The sequence below is a fragment of the Variovorax terrae genome (genome assembly GCF_022809125.1).
Taxonomy (GTDB): Bacteria; Pseudomonadota; Gammaproteobacteria; order Burkholderiales; family Burkholderiaceae_C; genus Variovorax_A; species Variovorax_A terrae.
In genome coordinates this window covers 1,489,020-1,508,164 of sequence record NZ_JALGBI010000001.1, presented here as the reverse complement: position 1 = coordinate 1,508,164, position 19,145 = coordinate 1,489,020, and the positions used below count along the sequence as shown (strand labels likewise).

Annotated in this window: 25 protein-coding genes; 11 read left to right on the top strand and 14 right to left on the bottom strand. The window is 67.8% G+C overall.

Annotated features, from left to right (window positions below; all coding sequences use genetic code 11):
* Positions 1 to 2: 2 nt before the first annotated feature.
* Positions 3 to 1,601 (bottom strand): alkaline phosphatase D family protein, encoded by a 1,599-nt coding sequence (locus MMF98_RS07135; RefSeq protein WP_243305546.1) that lies wholly within the window; start codon positions 1,599 to 1,601, stop codon positions 3 to 5.
* 82 nt (positions 1,602 to 1,683) lie between these two features.
* On the opposite strand from MMF98_RS07135, the gene MMF98_RS07130 reads away from it, so the two are divergent.
* Together MMF98_RS07130 and MMF98_RS07125 are read left to right on the top strand one after the other, a co-directional pair.
* On the top strand, positions 1,684 to 2,676 hold the full coding sequence (locus tag MMF98_RS07130) for an LLM class flavin-dependent oxidoreductase (protein WP_243305545.1): 993 nt from the start codon (positions 1,684 to 1,686) through the stop codon (positions 2,674 to 2,676).
* Between the two features lie 74 nt (positions 2,677 to 2,750).
* A complete protein-coding gene (locus tag MMF98_RS07125; protein ID WP_243305544.1) occupies positions 2,751 to 2,978 on the top strand; it encodes a hypothetical protein in 228 nt (75 codons plus the stop codon).
* 157 nt (positions 2,979 to 3,135) lie between these two features.
* Here MMF98_RS07125 and MMF98_RS07120 read toward each other — a convergent pair whose 3' ends face one another.
* Positions 3,136 to 3,585 carry a hypothetical protein gene (locus MMF98_RS07120; RefSeq protein ID WP_243305543.1) on the bottom strand — a complete coding sequence of 150 codons (450 nt, stop codon included), beginning with the start codon at positions 3,583 to 3,585 and terminating at the stop codon, positions 3,136 to 3,138.
* 99 nt (positions 3,586 to 3,684) lie between these two features.
* On the opposite strand from MMF98_RS07120, the gene MMF98_RS07115 reads away from it, so the two are divergent.
* Positions 3,685 to 4,152 carry a universal stress protein gene (locus MMF98_RS07115; protein ID WP_243305542.1) on the top strand — a complete coding sequence of 156 codons (468 nt, stop codon included), beginning with the start codon at positions 3,685 to 3,687 and terminating at the stop codon, positions 4,150 to 4,152.
* A gap of 23 nt (positions 4,153 to 4,175) precedes the next feature.
* Here MMF98_RS07115 and MMF98_RS07110 read toward each other — a convergent pair whose 3' ends face one another.
* Positions 4,176 to 4,817 carry a glutathione S-transferase family protein gene (locus MMF98_RS07110; RefSeq protein ID WP_243305541.1) on the bottom strand — a complete coding sequence of 214 codons (642 nt, stop codon included), beginning with the start codon at positions 4,815 to 4,817 and terminating at the stop codon, positions 4,176 to 4,178.
* 107 nt (positions 4,818 to 4,924) lie between these two features.
* On the opposite strand from MMF98_RS07110, the gene MMF98_RS07105 reads away from it, so the two are divergent.
* Positions 4,925 to 6,160 carry a DEAD/DEAH box helicase gene (locus MMF98_RS07105; protein ID WP_243305540.1) on the top strand — a complete coding sequence of 412 codons (1,236 nt, stop codon included), beginning with the start codon at positions 4,925 to 4,927 and terminating at the stop codon, positions 6,158 to 6,160.
* On the opposite strand, the gene MMF98_RS07100 is transcribed toward MMF98_RS07105, so the two are convergent.
* Complete coding sequence (locus MMF98_RS07100; RefSeq protein WP_243305539.1) at positions 6,157 to 6,477, bottom strand: DUF6172 family protein; 321 nt, start codon at positions 6,475 to 6,477, stop codon at positions 6,157 to 6,159. The two genes, MMF98_RS07105 and MMF98_RS07100, sit on opposite strands and share 4 nt — an antisense overlap.
* A gap of 372 nt (positions 6,478 to 6,849) precedes the next feature.
* Between MMF98_RS07100 and MMF98_RS07095 the strand changes: the two genes are divergently transcribed.
* The 5 genes from MMF98_RS07095 to MMF98_RS07075 all read left to right on the top strand — a co-directional run bounded on the left by MMF98_RS07095 (position 6,850) and on the right by MMF98_RS07075 (position 9,483).
* Positions 6,850 to 7,461: a hypothetical protein gene (locus tag MMF98_RS07095; protein ID WP_243305538.1), complete on the top strand. Its 612-nt coding sequence runs from the start codon at positions 6,850 to 6,852 to the stop codon at positions 7,459 to 7,461.
* 273 nt (positions 7,462 to 7,734) lie between these two features.
* Entirely contained in the window at positions 7,735 to 8,265 is a 531-nt protein-coding gene (locus MMF98_RS07090) for a GTP-binding protein (RefSeq protein ID WP_243305537.1), read from the top strand.
* A 7-nt stretch (positions 8,266 to 8,272) separates the two neighbouring features.
* Positions 8,273 to 8,665, top strand: coding sequence for a roadblock/LC7 domain-containing protein (locus tag MMF98_RS07085; RefSeq protein ID WP_243305536.1), 393 nt, complete (start codon positions 8,273 to 8,275; stop codon positions 8,663 to 8,665).
* Positions 8,662 to 9,045, top strand: a complete 384-nt coding sequence (locus tag MMF98_RS07080; RefSeq protein WP_243305535.1) for a hypothetical protein — start codon at positions 8,662 to 8,664, stop codon at positions 9,043 to 9,045. The genes MMF98_RS07085 and MMF98_RS07080 overlap by 4 nt, the downstream gene beginning before the upstream one ends.
* A 78-nt stretch (positions 9,046 to 9,123) precedes the next feature.
* Positions 9,124 to 9,483: a hypothetical protein gene (locus MMF98_RS07075; protein WP_243305534.1), complete on the top strand. Its 360-nt coding sequence runs from the start codon at positions 9,124 to 9,126 to the stop codon at positions 9,481 to 9,483.
* Between the two features lie 97 nt (positions 9,484 to 9,580).
* Here MMF98_RS07075 and MMF98_RS07070 read toward each other — a convergent pair whose 3' ends face one another.
* Positions 9,581 to 10,402, bottom strand: coding sequence for an NYN domain-containing protein (locus MMF98_RS07070; RefSeq protein WP_243305533.1), 822 nt, complete (start codon positions 10,400 to 10,402; stop codon positions 9,581 to 9,583).
* Positions 10,403 to 10,427: 25 nt separating this feature from the next.
* Positions 10,428 to 11,072: a TetR/AcrR family transcriptional regulator gene (locus MMF98_RS07065; protein WP_243305532.1), complete on the bottom strand. Its 645-nt coding sequence runs from the start codon at positions 11,070 to 11,072 to the stop codon at positions 10,428 to 10,430.
* A 104-nt stretch (positions 11,073 to 11,176) separates the two neighbouring features.
* On the opposite strand from MMF98_RS07065, the gene MMF98_RS07060 reads away from it, so the two are divergent.
* Entirely contained in the window at positions 11,177 to 11,893 is a 717-nt protein-coding gene (locus tag MMF98_RS07060; RefSeq protein ID WP_243305531.1) for a hypothetical protein, read from the top strand.
* On the opposite strand, the gene MMF98_RS07055 is transcribed toward MMF98_RS07060, so the two are convergent.
* A complete protein-coding gene (locus MMF98_RS07055; protein WP_243305530.1) occupies positions 11,869 to 12,867 on the bottom strand; it encodes an aldo/keto reductase in 999 nt (332 codons plus the stop codon). The two genes, MMF98_RS07060 and MMF98_RS07055, sit on opposite strands and share 25 nt — an antisense overlap.
* Before the next feature lie 89 nt (positions 12,868 to 12,956).
* Between MMF98_RS07055 and MMF98_RS07050 the strand changes: the two genes are divergently transcribed.
* Positions 12,957 to 13,583: a hypothetical protein gene (locus MMF98_RS07050; RefSeq protein ID WP_243305529.1), complete on the top strand. Its 627-nt coding sequence runs from the start codon at positions 12,957 to 12,959 to the stop codon at positions 13,581 to 13,583.
* 51 nt (positions 13,584 to 13,634) lie between these two features.
* Here MMF98_RS07050 and MMF98_RS07045 read toward each other — a convergent pair whose 3' ends face one another.
* The 7 genes from MMF98_RS07045 to MMF98_RS07015 form a co-directional block, all read right to left on the bottom strand.
* Positions 13,635 to 13,895 (bottom strand): DUF7661 family protein, encoded by a 261-nt coding sequence (locus MMF98_RS07045; RefSeq protein ID WP_243305528.1) that lies wholly within the window; start codon positions 13,893 to 13,895, stop codon positions 13,635 to 13,637.
* Positions 13,896 to 13,906: 11 nt separating this feature from the next.
* Positions 13,907 to 14,161: a hypothetical protein gene (locus MMF98_RS07040; RefSeq protein WP_243305527.1), complete on the bottom strand. Its 255-nt coding sequence runs from the start codon at positions 14,159 to 14,161 to the stop codon at positions 13,907 to 13,909.
* Between the two features lie 109 nt (positions 14,162 to 14,270).
* On the bottom strand, positions 14,271 to 15,461 hold the full coding sequence (locus MMF98_RS07035) for an aminotransferase-like domain-containing protein (protein ID WP_243307338.1): 1,191 nt from the start codon (positions 15,459 to 15,461) through the stop codon (positions 14,271 to 14,273).
* Between the two features lie 31 nt (positions 15,462 to 15,492).
* Entirely contained in the window at positions 15,493 to 16,389 is an 897-nt protein-coding gene (locus MMF98_RS07030; protein WP_243305526.1) for a sugar phosphate isomerase/epimerase family protein, read from the bottom strand.
* Positions 16,374 to 17,363 carry a Bug family tripartite tricarboxylate transporter substrate binding protein gene (locus MMF98_RS07025; RefSeq protein ID WP_243305525.1) on the bottom strand — a complete coding sequence of 330 codons (990 nt, stop codon included), beginning with the start codon at positions 17,361 to 17,363 and terminating at the stop codon, positions 16,374 to 16,376. Before MMF98_RS07025 ends, MMF98_RS07030 begins: the two co-directional genes overlap by 16 nt.
* Positions 17,347 to 18,411, bottom strand: coding sequence for an aldo/keto reductase (locus tag MMF98_RS07020; RefSeq protein ID WP_243305524.1), 1,065 nt, complete (start codon positions 18,409 to 18,411; stop codon positions 17,347 to 17,349). The genes MMF98_RS07025 and MMF98_RS07020 overlap by 17 nt, the downstream gene beginning before the upstream one ends.
* A complete protein-coding gene (locus MMF98_RS07015; RefSeq protein ID WP_243305523.1) occupies positions 18,408 to 19,091 on the bottom strand; it encodes a dienelactone hydrolase family protein in 684 nt (227 codons plus the stop codon). Before MMF98_RS07015 ends, MMF98_RS07020 begins: the two co-directional genes overlap by 4 nt.
* Positions 19,092 to 19,145: the final 54 nt, after the last annotated feature.

Genomic DNA, 19,145 nt, shown 5'->3' with positions numbered 1-19,145 from the left:
CCTCAGGCCCGCTCGACCACCGGCCGGCCGGCCTGCACCTCGAACCGCGCCAGGGTGTGGATGCCGCTGTCGGGCAGCCGCACGTCGTCCACCGCGCGCAGCGTGGTGCTCACCCGCTGCGGCGTGAATTCGACCACACCGTAGCCCCGATGCTCCGCATCGGCGAACACGAAATGCGGATTCTCGGCCAGCACCTGGGGCACCTTGCCCGCGCCGCCCGCGCGCGAGGTGATGCTGGTGCCGCAGAACTCCACGCCGATGCTGGGGCTGGCCGCCTCGGCAAAGTCGGCCTTCACATGGCCGACCCAGTTCTCGTGCACGTCGCCGCTCAGCACCACCGTGTTGGCCACGGCATGCCGGCGCAGCGAGTCGGTCAGCCGCGTGCGCGCGGCCGGGTAGCCGTCCCAGCCATCGTTCCAGAGCGACTGGCCGGGGCCGGTGCGGAAGTCGCGCCGGCCGAGCAGCGTCTGCTGGCCCAGCACGTTCCAGCCCGGCCCGGCCTGGGCCAGCGCGGCGTCCAGCCACTGCTCCTGGGCCGCGCCCAGGAAGGTGCGCCGGGGGTCATTCCAGAGCGCGCAGGTCTCGGGGTTGAGCGTGGCCGAGCCCGGCCGGCCGCCCGGCGTGCAGGCCTGGCGGTCGCGGTACTGGCGTGCGTCCAGCCGGTACAGCGTGGCCAGACGGCCGAACCGCGTGCTGCCGTAGATCCGCATCTCGGCGCCGCCCGCCAGCCCCGCCATTGCCTGCGTCAGCACCGCGGCGCGCAGCGGCATGTGCTCGTAGTAGGCCTGGTAGGCGGCCGCGCGCCGGGCCGCGAAATCCGCCACGCGGGGGCCGCTGTTGCCCGGCTCCATTCCGACGTAGTCGTTCTGGACCTCGTGGTCGTCCCAGGTCACCAGCCAGGGGCAGGCCGCATGCATGGCCTGCAGCGCCGCCTCGCCCTTGTGCAGCGCATAGCGCTGGCGATAGTCGTCCAGCGTGATCACCCAGCCGCCGGTGGGCAGGCGCACGGGATTCGAGGTTCCGGCGTATTCGTAGATGTAGTCGCCCAGGAACAGCACGGCATCCAGGTCTTCCTGGATCATGTGCCGGTAGGCGCTGAAGTAGCCGTGCTCCCAGCGCTGGCACGAGGCGTAGGCCAGCCGCAGCTTCTGTGCTGGCGCGTCGGGCGCGGGAAAGGTGCGGGTGCGCCCCACCGGGCTGGCCGCCTCGCCCACCATGAAGCGGTAGAAGTACCAGCGGTCCGGCTCCAGGGCCGGCACCTCCACGTGCACCGAATGCGCCAGCTCCGGCAGCGCCTGGGCCTGGCCGCTGTGCACGATGCGCGAGAACCGCTCGTCGTGCGCGACTTCCCAGCGCACGGTCACGGGCCGGCCGTCCGCCAGCGCCGCCTCCGGCCGGTCGCCCGCCATCAGCCGGGTCCACAGCACCACGGAGTCGTGGGTGGGCGAACCGCTGGCCACGCCCAGGGTGAACGGGTTGCCGCCGAAGCGCGGCTGGCTCCAGGCGCTGCGCGGCAGGCAGAGCGTCGCGGCGCCGGCCGCGGCCAGCTGCAGAAACTGGCGCCGCTCGGTGGACAGGTTCAGGGAGGAAGAGGGCTTCATCCCCGCTATTGGAACCGATAACACAGGCCACGGTACCCCCAGGAACCCCACGGTATTCAGGCTTGCCGCACACTGGGCGCCCATGATCCCCTTCTCCGTCCTCGACCTCTCTCCCATTGCCGAAGGCAGCGACGCGGCGCAGTCGTTCCGCCATACGCTGGATCTGGCGCAGCATGCCGAAGCCTGGGGCTACCAGCGCTACTGGCTGGCCGAACACCACGGCATGCCCGGCATCGCCAGCGCGGCCACGGCCGTGCTCATCGGCCATGTGGCGGGCGGCACCCGCACCCTCCGCGTGGGGGCCGGCGGCATCATGCTGCCCAACCATTCGCCGCTGGTGATCGCCGAACAATTCGGCACCCTCGAATCGCTCTACCCCGGCCGCATCGACCTGGGCCTGGGCCGTGCCCCGGGTTCCGACCAGCGCACCGCGCACGCCCTGCGGCGCAACCTGGACTCGGATGCCGACGCGTTCCCGCAGGATGTGATGGAGCTGATGGACTACTTCTCGGCCACGCCCAGGCAGGCCGTGCGCGCCGTGCCCGGCACCGGCCTGGACATCCCGATCTGGATCCTGGGCTCCAGCCTGTTCGGCGCCCAGCTGGCGGCGGCACTCGGGCTGCCCTATGCGTTTGCCTCGCATTTCGCGCCGGCCCAGCTGATGCAGGCGCTCGAGGTCTACCGCGCCCGTTTCCAGCCTTCGGCCCGGCTGGCCAAGCCCTACGTGATGCTGGGCTTCAACGTGTTCGCGGCCGACACCGATGAAGAGGCGCGGTTCCGCGCCAGTTCCTGGCAGCAGTCCTTCGTGAACCTGCGCAGCGGCCGCCCGGGTCGCCTGCCGCCGCCGCAGGCCGGCTACTACGAGCGCAGCGGCCCGGCCGAGCGGGCGCTGCTCGACAGCGTGCTGTCCTGCTCCGCCGTCGGCTCGGCCGACACCGTGCGCGCCGCCCTGCGGGCCTTCATCCAGCGCACCGGTGCCGATGAGCTGATGATCACCTCCAACATGTTCGACCATGCAGCGCGCCTGCGTTCCTATGCCATCACGGCCAGCCTGCGCGACACGATCGCTGCCTGAGCGCCGCGCCCCGGCGGCAGGCGCCGGGCAAAGCGGTACAGTGAAGCCTTGCAATGAATGGCAGGATGGTGCAGATGTCGCGCGCAAATGAATGGGCTTCCAAGGTGCTGGCGCTTCTCAGGAGCAACAACGCCGACGCGGCCATCGCCCAGATCAAGGTGGCTCCGAGCGTGAAGGACCTGCGCCAGCTCGGCACGGCGCTGGCCGCGGCGGGGCTCGCGGAGCGCTGGCCCGCCGTCAACGAAGCGATCTCCGACAACATCGACGCACTGTCTGCACCACGGCTGCACCGGTCGCCCTGAGCCTCGGGCCGGCGCCTTGAGCAGGCCGCAGCATGCCTCTCTCTGGCGCGATGAGGCTCGCTATATTTTTGATAGCAAACTATGACCACAGGACGAGGACATCCGGCCAATATTCCTATAAAAATGGTCAAAAAACCGCCGCAACGGCCGTTTCGCACTACGGCAACGTCCCCTCCGCCACCCGCTGGTAGCGCACCTCGCGCCCGCGCACATGGTCGATGCCGGTGAACTCGTTGCGCGACTCGAAGCGGATCTCGAAGGTGGCGTAGGGCATGGCCGGCGCCGACGGCGGCTTGCCGTCCACGCGGGTGTAGCGGCGCTTGAGGTTGGTGCCGTCGAAATGCCATTCACCGGCATGGTGGTGCTCGACCACGGTTCCATCGGACTCGACGATGCGCGCCGACTCCTCGAAGTGGCCGTCGGGCGCCAGCACCAGCACACGGCGCACCTGGGTGCCGTCTTCCTCGTACTCGCGCAGCCAGGTGCCCAGCAGCCGCTGCTCCGCGTCCTGCACCGGCGAGTCGTCGGGCGGGTGGTCGCAGGCCACGCACAGCGTGGCGGCCAGCACAGCGGCCAGCCACCAGCGGAATGCGGACACCCGGTGCATCATGGCCTCCACTTTAGCCGTGGCCGCGCGGCCACGCTGCTTTCGCGCGGGATTTGACGCAGCGCAAGCAGCCCCGCCCCGGCTGCCTTAGGATGGAAGTTGATCAACCACTCCAGCGAGGCCTCCATGTTCAAGCACATCCTGTTGGCAACCGACGGTTCCGCCGCTTCCGGCAATGCATCCGCGCTCGCGGTGAGCCTTGCGCGCCAGCACGGCGCCAGGCTGACCGCGCTCTATGTGGTCGACCCCTACCCCTATCTGGGCATCGGCGAAGCCAACCCGCTGGGCTTTCAGGCCTACATGTCGGCCGCGCAGAATGCCGCGGCCCAGGCGCACGCCCAGGTGGCGGCGCTGTGCGAGCAGGGCGGCGCCCCGGTGGCGCTGCAAACGCGCACCGTCGAAGACGTCACCGCGGCGGCCGGCATCGTGCAGACGGCCCAGGACGAAGGCGCGGACCTGATCGTGGTCGGCACCCACGGCCGCACCGGCGTGGCCCGGCTGATGCTCGGCAGCGTGGCCTCCAAGGTGGCGGCGGAGTCCCCGGTGCCCGTGCTGCTGGCGCGCTGACGCTGCCGCCCGGGGTCGCCGGGCTACCCCTTGGCCTGCACCGCCTTGCGGTCCGCCACCACCCTCTGCGCCGCCGGCCGTTCGCCGATCAGCTTGAGGTAGGGCTTGTAGTCCAGCCCGGCGGCCAGCAGCAGGTCTTCGCCATACACGGCCTTGCTGGCCATTCCCACCAACGGCAGGCTGGCGAAGGCGGCGCAGTCGGCCTGGGTGAACCGATCACCCGCCACGTAGGGCGAGAACATCACCAGCCGCTTGAAGGCGGCGATGTTCCTGGTCAGCAGCTTGCGGATGCGGGCCTGGTTGCCCTCGCTCACCGTGCCGCCAAAGAAGGCCTGGGGGTAGAGCTCCCGGGCCACCAGCTCCAGGTGCAGGTCGATGAAGGCGATCAGCTCGCGCACCTTGGCGGCCGCGTACGGGTCCGCCGGCACCAGCGGCGGGTTCGGGCAGATGGCTTCGAGGTAGTCGAGAATGACCTGGCTTTCGCACAGCCCGCCCTGCGGGGTGCGGATGAAGGGAATCTTGGCCAGCGGCGAGCAGCCCAGCACCGCCTCGTCCGTGCTGTGCGTGTCCACAGACTCTTCGGCGAACGGCATCCCCTTCTCCAGCAGCGCGAGCTTGACCTTGTTGTAGTAATTGGAAATCGGCGAGCCGCAGAGGGTGATCATCGAGACATCTCCTGTCGAAAAGGTGCCTCAAGTCTAGAGGGCAGGCGCTGGCGGCACAGGCACGCCGGCGACAAGCGTCCGTTAAACTGGCCGAAAGCTCCCACACCATGCCCTTTTCCTTTCCCGGCCTTTCTCCTGCGCTCGCCCGCGCTGCCAGCGCTTCCGGTTTTGCTGCACCCACCCCGATCCAGGCCGAAGCCATTCCCGTCATCCTGCGCGGAGCCGACCTGCTGGCCTCGGCCCAGACCGGCTCTGGCAAGACCGCGGCCTTTGCCCTGCCCCTGCTGCAGCATCTGCTGGATGGCCCGCAGCACACGCCCCGGCGCGTGCGCGCGCTGGTGCTCGTGCCCACGCGCGAGCTGGCGGCCCAGGTCAGCGAGGTGCTGCGCTCCCTGGCACAGCACCTGGCGCAGCCGCCCCGGGTGGCCGTGGTGTTTGGCGGCGTCTCCATCAACCCGCAGATGATGGGCCTGCGCGGCGGTGCCGACGTGGTGGTGGCCACGCCCGGCCGCCTGCTCGACCTCGTGGGCCAGAATGCCCTGCGGCTCCAGTCCGTCGGCCTGCTGGTGCTGGACGAAGCCGACCGCCTGCTCGACCTCGGATTTGCCGACGAGCTGGCCCGTGTGCTGGCCCTGCTGCCGGCGCAGCGACAGAACCTGTTCTTCTCGGCCACCTTCGCGCCGGCCGTGCAGGCCCTGGCCGCGAGCCTGCTGCGCGATCCGGTGCACGTGGAAGTGGCCGCCACGCCGGCCAACGAGCCCGCCATCCTGCAGCGCGTGATCCAGGTGGATGCCGGACGGCGCACCCAGTTGCTGCGCCACCTCGTCCAGCAGCATCATTGGGAGCGGGTGTTGGTGTTCGTGGCCACCAAGTACGCGGCAGAACTCGTGGCCGACAAGCTGTACAAGGCCAGCGTGTTCGCCACCGCCTTCCATGGCGACCTGAGCCAGGGCGCGCGCCGGCAGGTGCTGGACGAATTCAAGGCCAAACGCTGGGACGTGGTGGTCACCACCGACCTGGCCTCGCGCGGCATCGACATCGCGCAACTGCCCGTGGTGGTGAACTACGACCTGCCGCGCTCCGCCGTGGACTACGTGCACCGCATCGGCCGCACCGGCCGCGCCGGTGAAAGCGGCTTGGCCATCAGCTTCGTGAGTGCAGGCACCGAGGCGCATTTCCGGTTGATCGAAAAACGCCAAGGCCTGAGCCTGCCGCGTGAACAGATCGCCGAATTCGAGCCCACTGAAGCAGCAGCGCCGCCCGCGCCCGGCACCGGTGGCATCAAGGGCAAGCGCCCGAGCAAGAAGGACAAGCTGCGCGCCGCAGCCGCGCGCAGCGCCTAGTCTTCGGAGTCCACAGCGCCGCCAGGCTCCGCTGGCCGGGCTTTGCGGTGGCCATGGCGGGCATGGATCTCGATGTAGAAGGCGTCGGCCGATGCCTTCGCCGCGGCATCGATCAGGTTCGTGATCTCGCCGAAATGGACGGTCTCGGCGGCGTCTTCGGTCGCCCCGAACCGGCAATCGAAGTCCCAGTAGTCCACGCCTTCGGGCAGCGCCCGCCGCCGTTCACGCTTGACGTACTTGCGGATCTCGTGCTTGACGGCGTCGAGCACGCGGTCGCGGTTCTTGCCTTCGACGGTCAATTGAAATGTCTTTTTCATGGCAGTCCTTCATTGGTGGTGTCGCCCATGATGGACGTGATGTGCAAGGGCGAGATTATGCGGGGGGCGCGGGCCGCAAGAATCCGGCACCGGTCTCGCCGGCGGCTCCACTCCGTAGCTGTGCAGCCCCCTCCTAGGTACTTGACGCAAGGGCAAGACCTTCTCGCAAAAGCCGCTTGCTGCACCAGATGCGCGTTGTTACCATGAATTTGCAGGGGGAAAACAAATGTGTGTTGACCGTCGTACCCGTTCACCCGTCGCAGGCGTCATTGAACCCGCCTGTCCCGCCTTTGCGGCAAGTGCCGCGCAGCCTCTGAATCGGACATCGAACACCAGAGCGCGGCAGTGAGTACCTTGCCGCACCCAGCGACGATGCGCTTCGCCATCATGGGGCTGAATGCGCGCGATGCCATGCTGTTCAAATCCATGGTGCGCCTCCTGAGCCACCGCCTGCGCTATGCATGGGTGTATGACGATGGCCAGCCCGACCTCGCCGTCGTGGGAGCGGCCCCGGTCCAGGCCCACCACCCCTACGTGCTGCACGTGAGCGCCGACGGCCACAGCCGGCCCCATCACGTTGCATTGCCGCTTCACGCCAATGCGCTGGAGGCCGCGCTCAACGCGGCTGGCGATGCCATCCTTGCGCTCAAGGCCTCGGTGACGAGGCACCACGCGCCCGCGCCTCCCCCTGACGCGCCCATGCAATTGCTGCGCTGGCCGCCGGCCAGCGTGCTGGCCGGCCAGCCGGCGCGGCTGCGGCTGGCCACGCTGATGACGGGCAAGCCCTTCACCATCGCGCAGTTGCACGAGCGCTCCGGCATCGAGCTGCCGGCCTGTGAGCGGTTCTGCCAGGAAGCCCTGGCGGCCGGCATCCTCCAGCCCCTGTCCACGGCACCGCCCGCACGGCCGGCGGAGCGGCATGCGCCCGCGCATTCGCGTGGCCTGCTGGCCCAGATCCGCGCCAAGCTCGGACTGGGGACCTAGGGCCTGTTCACACTATTTTTACCAGATGCGTTGCGGAGCAAAAAGGTCATGCGCAAGGCGCGAAACGCAGCCGGGGTTGGCCCCCGGCAAGGCTTCGCAACGCGGCGCATGGCCTTTTTGGCCGCAACCCGTAGGGAACGGGGTGAAAACAGCGCCACTCGGCGTTGCCCTCCTAGCCCAGCCGTCCAGGCTGGGCGTCGTCAGGCGCCTTGATTGGCGCTGTTTTCACCTCGTTCGCACTGGTAAAAATAGTGCGAACAGGCCCCAGCGAACATGACCGAACACAAACTGCTGTTCACAGGCACCGTGGGTGCAGGCAAGACCACCGCCATCGGCGTCGTCAGCGAGATTCCTCCGCTCACCACCGACGTGCGCAACCATGACACCTCGGTGTCCAAGGCGCTGACCACCGTGGGCCTCGACTACGGTGAACTCACGCTGTCCGGCGGCGACAAGCTGCGGCTGTACGGCACGCCAGGGCAACTGCGCTTCGGCTTCATGTGGCAGATCCTGGGGCAGGGAGCGCTGGGCCTCGTCATCCTGATCGACAACCGCCGGCCCGACCCCCTGGCCGACCTGGACGTCTACATCACCGGCTTCGCCGACCTGATCGCCCAAACGGCCTGCGTGGTCGCGGTGGGCCGCATGGAGACGCACCCCAGCCCCGACATCGAGCAGTTCGCCGACCGGCTGGCCAGCCGCGGCGTGCTGTGCCCCGTGTTGCCGGCCGACGTGCGGCGCCGCGACGAAGTGGTGCAGTTGCTGGATCTTTTGCTCACACAACTCGAAGTCCGAACGGAGTAGCCCCGCAATGAACCAGACCGACCTGTCTCCTGCGCTCAAGAGCGGTGCACAACGTGTCGTTGAAGACCTGATGAACGAACTGCGCGCCGCGCTGGCCGTGGTCGTCGCCACGGAGGATGGCTTCGAGGTTGCAGCACATGCGCAGAACACCGCGCAGGTGTCCCGGCTGTCGGCCATGGCCAGCTCCATGGCGGCACTGGGCGCCATGGCCGGCGAGGAAAGCGATCTCGGCGCCTGCGGCAGCATCGTGGTGGAGGCCGAACGCGGCTTCCTCGTGATGATGCAGGCCCGCCACGCCCAGGCCACGCTGATCCTCAGCGTGGTCACCAGCCGCGACGCCGTCATGGGACAGGCCCTGTATTTCTGCCGCCAGGCTGTGCAGACGCTGGAGCAGCTATGACACAGCCCCCCGGCAAGGTCGGGCTGCTGCTGCAACGGCTGGCCGAGTTCCCCGGCCTGGACGCCTGCGCACTGGTCGATGCGGATACCGGCATGACCTGGCACCACGCCGGCCGCCTGCACGACATGGACCGCATCGGCGAAGTGGCTGTGGAATTCTGGCGCGTGCACGGCCGGCTGGCCATGCACTTCAAGGATTTCGGAGGCTTGAACTCGGCCGCCTATGCCTTCGCCCATCGCGTGGTCGCCCTCTTCCCATGCAGCGAAGCACCTCCGCTCGTTCTGGTGTGCGTGGCGCAGAAAAAGAACGTGGCCTGGAGCGAATGGGCGCCCCATGTGCTGGCGCTCAGGCAGGCGCTTGCGGCCGCCCCCTTGCCTTGAAGCATGCACCGCCCCGGCCGGCCTCGACGCCCCGGCCATGGCGTTTTTCAACCGGCGTCTGTGACAAGCGAGAGGGATATGGCGAATATCAAACAATCAATGGAAGAAGTTCTGACTCTGGATGGCGCGATGTGCGCTTCGCTGGTGGACTCGAACAGCGGCATGATCCTGGGCCAGGCCGGCAGCGGCGTGGACATGGAGGTGGCCGCCGCGGGAAACACCGAGGTCGTGAAGGCCAAGCTCAAGACCATGCGTTCCCTGGGCCTGAACGACGTGATCGAGGACATCCTCATCACACTCGGCAAGCACTATCACATCATCCGGCCCATGGGCCGCAAGGAAGGCCTGTTCCTCTACGTGGTGCTGGACAAAACCAAGTCCAACCTGGCAATGGCCCGGCGCAAGGTGCTGGACATCGAGCGCGAATTGATCGTCTGATGGCAGCACCGTCGTTCAGCCTCTGCGGAGGCGGGCTGGACGACGGTTTGCCGGATGCGCCCTCACAACGGCGGCGGGCCTCCCAACTCACCCGGCCCTATTGGCGCCAGTGCACCAGCGGGCCAGACTCGCTGTTCCTGATCTCGATGAGGTCATCGAACGCCTGGACCATGGACTGGAAATCGGCGTGGCCATGCTCCCTGGGGTCAAAGGCGGGATCCAGCCGCTTGATCATGGGCCAGATCGCCGCCAGTTCGACCCAGGCATCGCCCTTGGTTTCGGCCAGCAGGCGCACCGCCCGCTTGAAGAGATCGGCCGCCGGCCCGGCCTGCGGCACCGGCGCAAGCGAAAGAGGTTGTGCGGGGCTGGCAGGCAGCGCCTGCACACCTGCACCCTCCACCAGATTGTCGTAGTAGCGGAACTCATGGCAGCTCCTGGCCCAGTGCCGGTTGGTGGACTTGCGCGTCCCCACCCCCACCAGCGTACGGCCCGCCGCCTTGATCTTCTGCGATACCGGCATGAAGTCGCTGTCACCGCCCACGATGATGACCGTGCCGATGTGGCCGAAACGCCCGATGTCTTCCATCGCATCGAGGCACAGCTTGATGTCGGCACCGTTCTTGGCCGCGCCCCCGGGCGGAAACAGCTGGATCAGCTCGACCGCGTTCTGCAGCAGCGCATCGCGGTAGCGGCCGAAGAACTGCCAGTTGCAATAGGCGCGGTTGATCGCCACCGGGCCGAACGACGCGGCCAGTTCGGCCACAGCCTGCACGTCCACCAACGGTTCCTGAACCTTGAAGCGGTTGTCCTGCCGGCCGTAGTAGCCCTCCTGCCGGTCTTCGCACAGGCTGGCATGCAGGTTCTCGAAATCCCAGTACAGGGCAACGGAGGCGTCTTGTTGGTGAATGTGCTTGGGCATGGGCCTCTCGGGCAATCGCCCGATCCTAACCCGGCCGCGGACGGACGCCGTCGATCAGCATCCGCATCAATGCATGGGCCGTCGCCTGCAGATCGCCCGGCATGGCCGCCGCCAGAAGACCATCGGCATGCAGTGATGCCAGCCCGTGCGACAGCGACCAGCCGGCCAGGGCCACCTGCTGCACGTCGGCATCGCCGATGAGACCGGCGGCCTTGCAGGTGGCCACGGCCTCGATCAGCACGGTCAGGGCCTCATGCCCTGCGGCCATCAGGTCCGGATGCGCCGCCTTGTCGCACTCAGCCCCGAACATCAGGCGGTAGATGGCCGGGTGGTCGGCGGCAAACCTCACATAAGCCAGGCCCACCGCCATCAGGCCCGCCATCGCGTCGGATGCGGCCCGGCGATCCTCATCGGTCCGGTGCGCAAGCTCGCGAAAGCCCTTGGCAAGAACGGCCGCAAGCAGGGCTTCACGGTCCGCGAAATGGCGATAGGGCGCGGCGACGCTGACGCCAGCCGCCTGCGCCGCCTCCCGCAGCGTCAGGCGCGCGCCGCCGCCTGCTTCGATCAACTGCTGCGCCGCATCGACCAGGGCACGCGGCAGATCACCGTGGTGGTAGGCGGACTTGGGAGCGTTTCTTCTGCGGCCTGGGCTTGCCATGTTGACAATCATAACATTGCACATCACACTGATGTGAACAACCATAACTTCATGCCATTCGCGGCACCTGCGGCCGCACGTCCACAGCTTCCTTTATCCACTCTGGAGAAACCCTGATGAACCTTCCCTTGTCGATAGAACCCGGTAGGGCGGGCGATCCGCGCTTCGGCCCCACCGCTGCCGCCTTGCTGGGCGCCGGCGCCCTCGGCCTCATCGCCACCAGCATCTGCTATGCACTGGCCGGGCCGGCAGCGGCCCTGCCGGGCGGTGCCGGCAACCTCGAGTTGGCACGTGCAGCCACGGCCCCGGTAGCCGGCTGGATGCGCGCCGCCGGGCTGATCGGCATGCCCAGCGATGTGCTGCTCGCGGTCGGCGCACTGATGATGGCCTTCATGAAGCGCGGCGAAGGCGCAGGCCTGGCCATGGCCGGCTGGCTCGCACTGGCGATCGCTGGAACCTTGTTCGTCATCGTCGATGCGATGGTGGCGCTGGTGCTGCCGCCCCTGGCGGCACTGGAACACGGCGAAGCGGCCTATTCCGGCCTGCGCTCGCTGTTCGATGGACTGTTCGCGATCGGCGCCTGGACCACCGGCCTGGGGGCCCTGGCCGCCGCCGGGTCGGCACGATGGCCGGAATACCGCCGGCGTGGCGTGCTGTGGCTGATGCGGGCAGCGGGCGCGGTCTGCGTGGCGGCGAACACCGCCTACCTGCTGGGCCTGCCCGGCTCGCGGCTGATCGGGCCTGGCATTGCGCTCGAAGCCGTGGCGCTGCTCGCGTTGTCGATTGCGCTGCTGCGGAGCCCGCCCCCCTACACCCGGGCATCCATCGGGTAGGCCGGGTCGGTATAGCCCGGCGTGGAGGGGTGGCCGGGCCTGACGAGCGAATCCACCAGGGCTTCGTCCTCGCCGGTCACCACATAGTCCAGCGCCGGCCGGTAGTCCTGCCACTGCCCGAGCGTGCGCGGCCCGGCAATCACCGCGCTGACCGCACGATGGGCCAGCACCCAGGCCGTGGCGAACTGGGCCAGGCTGATGCCCTGGGCTTGCGCATGCACCTTGAGCTGCTGGGCGATCTGCAGCGACTCTTCACGGAATTCGGTCTCGGCAATGCGCTTGTCACCCCGGCCGGCGCGCGAGTCGCCGGCGGGTGGCTGGCCCGGGGCATACTTGCCCGTGAGCACGCCGCGCGCAACCGGGCTGTACGGCACGACGCCGATGCCATAGTTCGAGCAGGCCGGCAGGATCTCCACCTCGGGCATGCGGTTGAGCAGGTTGTAGTACGGCTGGCACACCACCGGCCCGGGCATGCCCAGCGCGCTGGCCACGCGCATGATCTCGGCAATGCGCCAGCCCCGGAAGTTGGACACGCCCCAGTAGCGGATCTTGCCCGCGCGCAGCATCTCGTCCAGTGCGCGCAGAGGCTCTTCGAGGTTCATGCCGATGAAGTCGCGGTGCAGATAGAGAATGTCCACGTGGTCCGTCTGCAAACGCTGCAGGCTCGCCTCCACCTCGCGCAGCATCCAGGTGCGCGAATAGTGGCTCTCGTTGACACGGGCCGACATCCTGTTGCCCAGCTTGGTGGCCAGCACCCAGTCATGGCGCCGGCCCTTGAGCAGTTCGCCGAGCATCGCCTCGGACGCACCCTGGGTGTACACATCGGCGGTGTCGATGAAGTTCACGCCGTGCTCGTGCGCATCGGCGACGATGGCGGCAGCTTCTTCCCGCCCGGTCTGGTCGCCGAACATCATGGTGCCCAGGCACAGGGCGGAAACTTGCAGATTGCTTTTGCCTAGAGAGCGGTATTGCATGAGGAACCTTTGACGGCTGAAATGAGTCCACCCCAGTCTATGTCAAAGCCGCCTTGGCCGCGCTGAGCCCCCCCTCTCCCGGAGCCACCATGCACCAGCCCACTCGACGCGCCGCCACCCTGGCCCTGTGCCTTGCGGCCATCGCCCTCCCCCTGTCGTCCATGGCGCAGCCGGCCAACCCCGCCGCCTTCCGCCTGCGCGGCACCATCGTCAGCGCGACAGCCGCCAGCGTGACCGTCAAGGACCGCAGCAGCCCTGAGGTGATCGAGATGGCCATCACAGACGCGACCGAGGTCATCGAGGTCTACCCCATTGCCCTGGCGGACATCCGGGCGGGCAGTTTCATCGGCACGGCCGCCCTGCCCCAGGCCGACGGCAGCCTGCGCGCCATCGCGATCACGGTGTTCCCTGAATCGGCGCGGGGCCGGGGCGAAGGCCATCGCCCGTTCGACCTGCAACCCTCCAGCACCATGACCAATGCCACCGTGGCCGATGTGATGGCCGCGCCCAGCGGCCAGACCCTGCGGGTGAAATACAACGGCGGAGAGAAAACGATCGTCGTGCCGCCTGACGCGCCCGTGATCACCTTCCGCCCCGGCGATCGCGGCCTGCTGGTGCCCGGTGCGAGCGTGTCCGTGATGGCGGCCGAGGTCAACGGCAAGCCGACCGCCCTGCGCATCAACGCGGGGAAGAACGGGTTTGTTCTGCCGTACTAAAGCGATATCGCGATGAGGGCGACAGGCCGTATGCAGGAAATGCCCGCGCCCTCACAGGGAAAGAGTCTCCGTCGCACCACCGGAGCACTGGTCACCGACAGGCACCACATCGCCGTTGCCCGGCGTGGCGCTCTCATGAAAGATGTCGAACAGGTATTGGCCCAGTTCGTCTTCAGCCACGAAATCCGGCACCACGATGCCCAGCGGCCCGCGCTTGCCGTCTGCGCCCACGGCAAAGGCGTTCCATCCGGTGGGCGTGCGAACCACGGCAACCAAACGGCCAAAGACGTTGAAGCGGAATTCTTCTTGCATGGGCCTGCAATTCAATCCGGCACGAAATTGGCATTGAACTTGGCCGCGTCCGCTGCGAGCTCGAAGGTCACCAATTGCCCCATTTTCCGGTCAGCCAGCCGATAGGCGGCAAACAGACTGTGCTTTCCCTGGAGGCGGAAGCTCGGCAGGTCGATCAGGGCATAGGGGTGCGGAACGAACACCTCGTGCAGAAACACCTCGCGATGCACGTTGCGCGGCGAGGGGAACAGCTTGTAGCTGTCGGTGGTGATGGTGGTTTCGGCCATGACCTTGCATGGTACAGGCTGGCGGTGAGCCGCCGGTCAGCGCCGCCATGCGTGCATGGGCAAGACCCGGCGAGGCGCTCACCAGACATCCCGCGCTGGTGCGCCGGACTCAGAGCGCCTTGCCCAGCCTGGCCACGCCTTCCTCGATCCTGGCCACGTCGGCCGTGGCAAAGCTCAGCCGCAGCGTCGCAGGGTCGGGGTTCGCGCAGAAGAACGGCGCACCGGGGACGAAGGCCACGCCCTGCTCGATCGCTCGCCTGGCAAATTCGTTGCCGTCCTTCACCTTGCCACCTGCACCCGTCAGGCGGGCCCAGACGAACAGGCCGCCCTGGGGCTGCACGAACTCGATGGCATCACCCAGCTCCTGGCGCAAGGCCTCGCCCATGGCCAGGGCGCGCTCGGCGTACACCTTGCGCACGTGGGCCAGGGTGGCCGGCATGCGGCCCGCCTTCAAGTACTGGGCGGCAGTGGCCTGGGCAAAGGTGCTGGTGTGGGCGTCGCTGAACTGCTTGCACATGGTGGCCTTGGCCAGCAGCTCCGCGGGGGCGATCATCCAGCCCACGCGCAGGCCGGGGCTCAGCACCTTGCTCATGCTGCCGCAGTGGGCGATCCATTCGCGGCTGCCGGGCACGCTGTCGCTCAGCGCCAAGATGGACGGCGGCGGCGCCTCATTGAAGTACAGATCGCCATAAGGATCGTCCTCCACGATCAGGGTCTGGTACTTCACGGCCAGTTCCAGCACCTTCTTGCGGCGCTCCAGATTCAGTAGACCGCCGCTGGGGTTGCCGAAGGTGGGAATCAGGTAGACGAACTTGGGACGGTGCTCGGCGATCAGCTTTTCCAGTTCGTCGGTCTTCACGCCGTTGCCATCGATCGGCGCGCTGATCAGCTCGGCGCCGTACAGGCGAAAGCACTGGATCGTGGCCAGGAAGGTCGGGCCTTCGACAATCACCTTGTCGCCCGGGCTGATCAGGGTCTTGCCCAGCAGGTCCAGCGCCTGCTGGCTGCCGGTGGTGACGATCAGGCCCTCGGGGTTCAGGCCCTTCACGCCCTTGGTACCCATGAAGGCCGCCAGCTGCTCGCGCAGCGGGTTGTAGCCTTCGGTGGCTCCGTACTGCAGCGCGCCGCCGGGCTCCTCGGCCAGGGCCTTGGCGCTGGCCTCCTTCAGGCCCTCCACGTCGAACATGGCGCTGTCAGGGAAGCCCCCGGCGAAGCTGATGATGCCGGGCTTGCCCAGCAGCTTGAAGAGTTCGCGGATGGCGGAGGTTTCGACGTTGTTCAGGCGGCCGGCGAATTGGATGGACATGGTCTTGATATCTCTGTAAAGGCAATCAACGAATTGCATTCTCGCGCAGTTGGCTGCTGGCATTCTGTACGAACTGTTGCCGCGCCGTGTCAATCGCGCGCTGCGCCGCCGCAGACAACGGCAGCGTGCGGTGCGTGTCCGAGATGATCTCGATGCCCCAGGGGCCGTCAAAGCCTGTGGCCTGCAGCGCCTGGATGAACCCTCGCAGATCAAAGCCACCTTCGCCGCATAGGCGGCGGCGATGGATGGTGTCAGCCCACACGTCGCCCTCGGGAGGGCCCGCGTCGCTGAGTTCGGCAGCCCTCACCCAGCGCGGCGGCAACGCCGCCAGGCTCGACCAGGGCACGCCCGCGCGCTGCAGGTGCCACACGTCCAGCAGCAGCCCGGCATTGGAGGCCTGCGCCTGTTCCAGCAGCGGCAAGGCCTGCGCCGGCGTCGCCAGTTGGGTCCAGGGCAGCAGTTCCAGCACGATCGCCGTGCCGTGGCGCGCCGCCTCTTCACACAGGCGTGCAAAGCTGTCGACCAGCTGTGCCAGCGGCCAGTGCGCGCCGTAGCGGTCGCCGCCTATCTTGATGTGGCGTGCTCCCAAGGCCTGTGCAGCGGCCAACAGCTCGGCGCGTGTGCGGTCCGATGCGGCACGGCGCTCGCTGTCTGCAAACCAGTCCCCCAGAAACTCCAGTTCCAGGTGCCGCAAGCCGTGGTCGTCCAGGCACCGCCGCATCGCAGAGAGCCCCATGCGCCGAGTCGTGGCGGCCAGATCATCGTTCATCAACCCCAGGCCGGTGTAGCCGGCCTGGGCCGCGGCGCGGACGCGGCTCTCGAAACTGTGGGGGCTGATCTGGCTGGGCGAGCGAGGCAGCACATCGCCCGCCAACGTCCAGTAGCTGGCCAGGAAGCCAGGCTCGCCTATTGCAGTTCCCACCCCGACTCCTTGACCACGGGCGCCCAGTGCCGCGTGGTCGAGACAACCCAATCGCGCTGCAGTTGTTCGGGCGTGGCATACAGCACTTCGTTGCCAATCTTGGCCAGCTTCTCATTCATGTCGGGCTGGCGCAGCACGGCGGCCACGGCCTTGGTGAAGCGGTCCACGAACTCGGGCGGCATGCCCCTCGGGCCGAAGAAAGCCAGCCACGGATTCTTGTCCAATCCCTTGAGCCCCAGCTCGGTGAAGGTCGGCACCTCGGGAGTGGCCTTGGCACGCGCGGCGCCCGACACCGCGACGATGCGCAGCTTGCCCGCACGATGATGCTCGATGGCGTCCGTCAACGACACGATGCCCGCCGGGATCTGCCCGCCCAGCAAATCCTGCACCAGCGGCGCCCCGCCTTTGTACGGAACCGCCACCATCTTGACGCCCAGGGACTGGCCAAGCAACTGGCCGGAGAACTGCGCAACGCTGCCGGCGGCACCCACGCCGTAGTTGGCCTGCCCGGGATGGGCCTTGAGCCAGGCGCCGTACTCGGCCATGTTCTTCACATTCAGGCTGTTGGCGACCACCAGGGCGTTGTAGTAGTTGGCGACACCGGCCAGCGCGGTGAAATCGGCGGCCGGGTCGTAGCCCGGCGCCTTGAAAGTCAAGGGCACGATCAGGTGCGTATGGTCGATCGTCAGCATGACGGTGGAGCCGTCGGCCGGCGCGGCCTTGAGCTGTTGTGTCGCAATCATGCCGCCAGCACCGGGCTTGTTCTCGACAATCACGACCTGGCTCAGCAGGTCCTTGAGCTTGTCGCCGATCTGGCGCGCCACCACGTCGGTCGCGCCGCCAGGATTGAAGCCCACCAGGATCCTGATCGGGCCCGTGTAGTCCTTCGCCTGCGCATACGCCTGAGGGAACCATGCGGCCCCCAGTGCCGCGCCGGCCAGGGCGGCCAGGCTGCTTCTACGATTGAACTTCATGCATCGTCCTTTCAATGGAGTCAGTGGAAACAACCGGCCCCTGCGGCACCGGAGCCTGCGGATGCAACAGGTGCCGGTCGCGCAGCGCAGCCCACAGGCCGGGGGGAATGGGATGGTGCAGCGCACGCAGGTTGTCTGCCTGCTCCTGCGCGCTGCGCGGGCCGGGCAGCACCGCAGCGACGGCCGGATGCGCCAGCACGAACTGCAGCGCAGCGGCCACCACGGGTACGCCGAAGGCGGCGCAGACATCGCGGATGCCTTCGGCACGCGCCGCCACGGGCGGCGGCGGCGCCTTGTAGTTCCACAGCCCGCCTCCCGCCAGAATGCCGCTGTTGAGAGGGCTTCCCACGATCAACGACACGCCTTGCGTCTCGCATGCAGGCAGCAAGTCCATCAAGGGTTCCTGCCCCAGCAGCGTGTAGCCGCCCGCCAGCAGAAAGGCATCCCAATGCCCCCATTGCATGGCCTCCAGACACACGGCGGTTTCAAACACGCCCAGGCCGATGGCGCGAACGGCGCCACCGCTGCGCAGGCTGTCCAGCGCCCGATAGCCGCCGCGCTCCAGCGCCTGCATGTGGCCGGCATGCGCCGCGCCATGCACGTAGGCGCCAATGTCATGCACGAACAGCATGTCGATGCGGTCCAGCCCCAGACGCTGCAGGCTGGCCTCGAACGAGCGCATGACGCCGTCGTAGCTGTAGTCGTACACCGCGTCAAACGGCATGGGCCTAGGCGTGCCGCCAGCGCCGGCAGGCGGGTTGGCGCAAGGCACCAGCAGCCGCCCGACCTTGGTGGACAGCACCCAGTCGCCGCGCGGCATGGCGCGCAGCGCATCGCCCACGCGCCGCTCGGCGGCGCCGTAGCCGTAGAACGGCGCCGTGTCCACGTAGCGCACACCGTCGTTCCAGGCCTGGTGAATGGCGCCCGCGGCCACCTGCGGGCTGACGGGAAAGCGGCTGCCACCCAACGTGGCACAGCCCAGGCCCAGCACGCTCACACGGAGGCTACTGCGGCCAACAGGCCGCGTAGGCAATGCGGGCTGGCTCATGCGTTGCGCACCTTCATATGCAGCGCCAGAAAGCCCAGGCTGCGCTCCCATGCCTGCGCCGCACTGGGTGCGTGATAGCTGCCGCGTTCGTCGCAGTTGAAGCCATGCTCCGCTGGATAAATGTGCACAGTTGCAAGGCCGGGGTGTGCGACGCGCACGGCTTCAGCTTCGGCCAGGGAAATATGATCGTCATGCTCGGCAAAGTGCAGCAGTACCGGGCAGCGCGGCGCCTCGGCTGCAAAGTTTCCAATGCCGCCGGGGTAGTACGGCACGGCTGCAGCAAAGCCGTCCAAGCGCGTCGCCGACAGCCAGGCGACCAGACCGCCCCAGCAAAATCCCATTACCGCCACCGGCAGGCCCTGCGCCGCGTGCGCACGGGCGGCATCCACATCGCGCAGCGCGTCGTCCAGGCTGGCGCGCTGCATCAGCTCCACGCCCTGGCCGATGCCCTCGGCGTTGTAGCCCAGTTCCACCTCCGGCATGGCGCGGTCGAACAGCGCAGGTGCCAGTACATCGTAGCCCTCTCCCGCCAGGCGCTGAGCAACGCTGCGGATGTGGCTGTTGACGCCAAAGATTTCCTGCACCAGCACGATGGTCCCCCGTGGAGCGCCGGTGGCCTCCACCTGCCATGCGGACAGAACGAACCCATCCGAAGCCTTGACCTTGATCCACGATCCCATTCGATTACTCCTGTGTTCCATGCGGCAAAGTATCCGCAGGATGGAGTCAATTCG

Coding starts and splice junctions, on each gene's coding strand:
- MMF98_RS07050 (WP_243305529.1), top strand. CDS start 12,957: ATGCACCAGCCCACTCGACGCGCCGCCACCCTGGCCCTGTGCCTTGCG.
- MMF98_RS07095 (WP_243305538.1), top strand. CDS start 6,850: ATGCGCTTCGCCATCATGGGGCTGAATGCGCGCGATGCCATGCTGTTC.
- MMF98_RS07080 (WP_243305535.1), top strand. CDS start 8,662: ATGACACAGCCCCCCGGCAAGGTCGGGCTGCTGCTGCAACGGCTGGCC.
- MMF98_RS07100 (WP_243305539.1), bottom strand. CDS start 6,477: ATGAAAAAGACATTTCAATTGACCGTCGAAGGCAAGAACCGCGACCGC.
- MMF98_RS07130 (WP_243305545.1), top strand. CDS start 1,684: ATGATCCCCTTCTCCGTCCTCGACCTCTCTCCCATTGCCGAAGGCAGC.
- MMF98_RS07015 (WP_243305523.1), bottom strand. CDS start 19,091: ATGGGATCGTGGATCAAGGTCAAGGCTTCGGATGGGTTCGTTCTGTCC.
- MMF98_RS07060 (WP_243305531.1), top strand. CDS start 11,177: ATGAACCTTCCCTTGTCGATAGAACCCGGTAGGGCGGGCGATCCGCGC.
- MMF98_RS07090 (WP_243305537.1), top strand. CDS start 7,735: ATGACCGAACACAAACTGCTGTTCACAGGCACCGTGGGTGCAGGCAAG.
- MMF98_RS07135 (WP_243305546.1), bottom strand. CDS start 1,601: ATGAAGCCCTCTTCCTCCCTGAACCTGTCCACCGAGCGGCGCCAGTTT.
- MMF98_RS07045 (WP_243305528.1), bottom strand. CDS start 13,895: ATGCAAGAAGAATTCCGCTTCAACGTCTTTGGCCGTTTGGTTGCCGTG.
- MMF98_RS07105 (WP_243305540.1), top strand. CDS start 4,925: ATGCCCTTTTCCTTTCCCGGCCTTTCTCCTGCGCTCGCCCGCGCTGCC.
- MMF98_RS07065 (WP_243305532.1), bottom strand. CDS start 11,072: ATGATTGTCAACATGGCAAGCCCAGGCCGCAGAAGAAACGCTCCCAAG.
- MMF98_RS07020 (WP_243305524.1), bottom strand. CDS start 18,411: ATGAGCCAGCCCGCATTGCCTACGCGGCCTGTTGGCCGCAGTAGCCTC.
- MMF98_RS07025 (WP_243305525.1), bottom strand. CDS start 17,363: ATGAAGTTCAATCGTAGAAGCAGCCTGGCCGCCCTGGCCGGCGCGGCA.
- MMF98_RS07085 (WP_243305536.1), top strand. CDS start 8,273: ATGAACCAGACCGACCTGTCTCCTGCGCTCAAGAGCGGTGCACAACGT.
- MMF98_RS07120 (WP_243305543.1), bottom strand. CDS start 3,585: ATGCACCGGGTGTCCGCATTCCGCTGGTGGCTGGCCGCTGTGCTGGCC.
- MMF98_RS07110 (WP_243305541.1), bottom strand. CDS start 4,817: ATGATCACCCTCTGCGGCTCGCCGATTTCCAATTACTACAACAAGGTC.
- MMF98_RS07075 (WP_243305534.1), top strand. CDS start 9,124: ATGGCGAATATCAAACAATCAATGGAAGAAGTTCTGACTCTGGATGGC.
- MMF98_RS07055 (WP_243305530.1), bottom strand. CDS start 12,867: ATGCAATACCGCTCTCTAGGCAAAAGCAATCTGCAAGTTTCCGCCCTG.
- MMF98_RS07125 (WP_243305544.1), top strand. CDS start 2,751: ATGTCGCGCGCAAATGAATGGGCTTCCAAGGTGCTGGCGCTTCTCAGG.
- MMF98_RS07070 (WP_243305533.1), bottom strand. CDS start 10,402: ATGCCCAAGCACATTCACCAACAAGACGCCTCCGTTGCCCTGTACTGG.
- MMF98_RS07040 (WP_243305527.1), bottom strand. CDS start 14,161: ATGGCCGAAACCACCATCACCACCGACAGCTACAAGCTGTTCCCCTCG.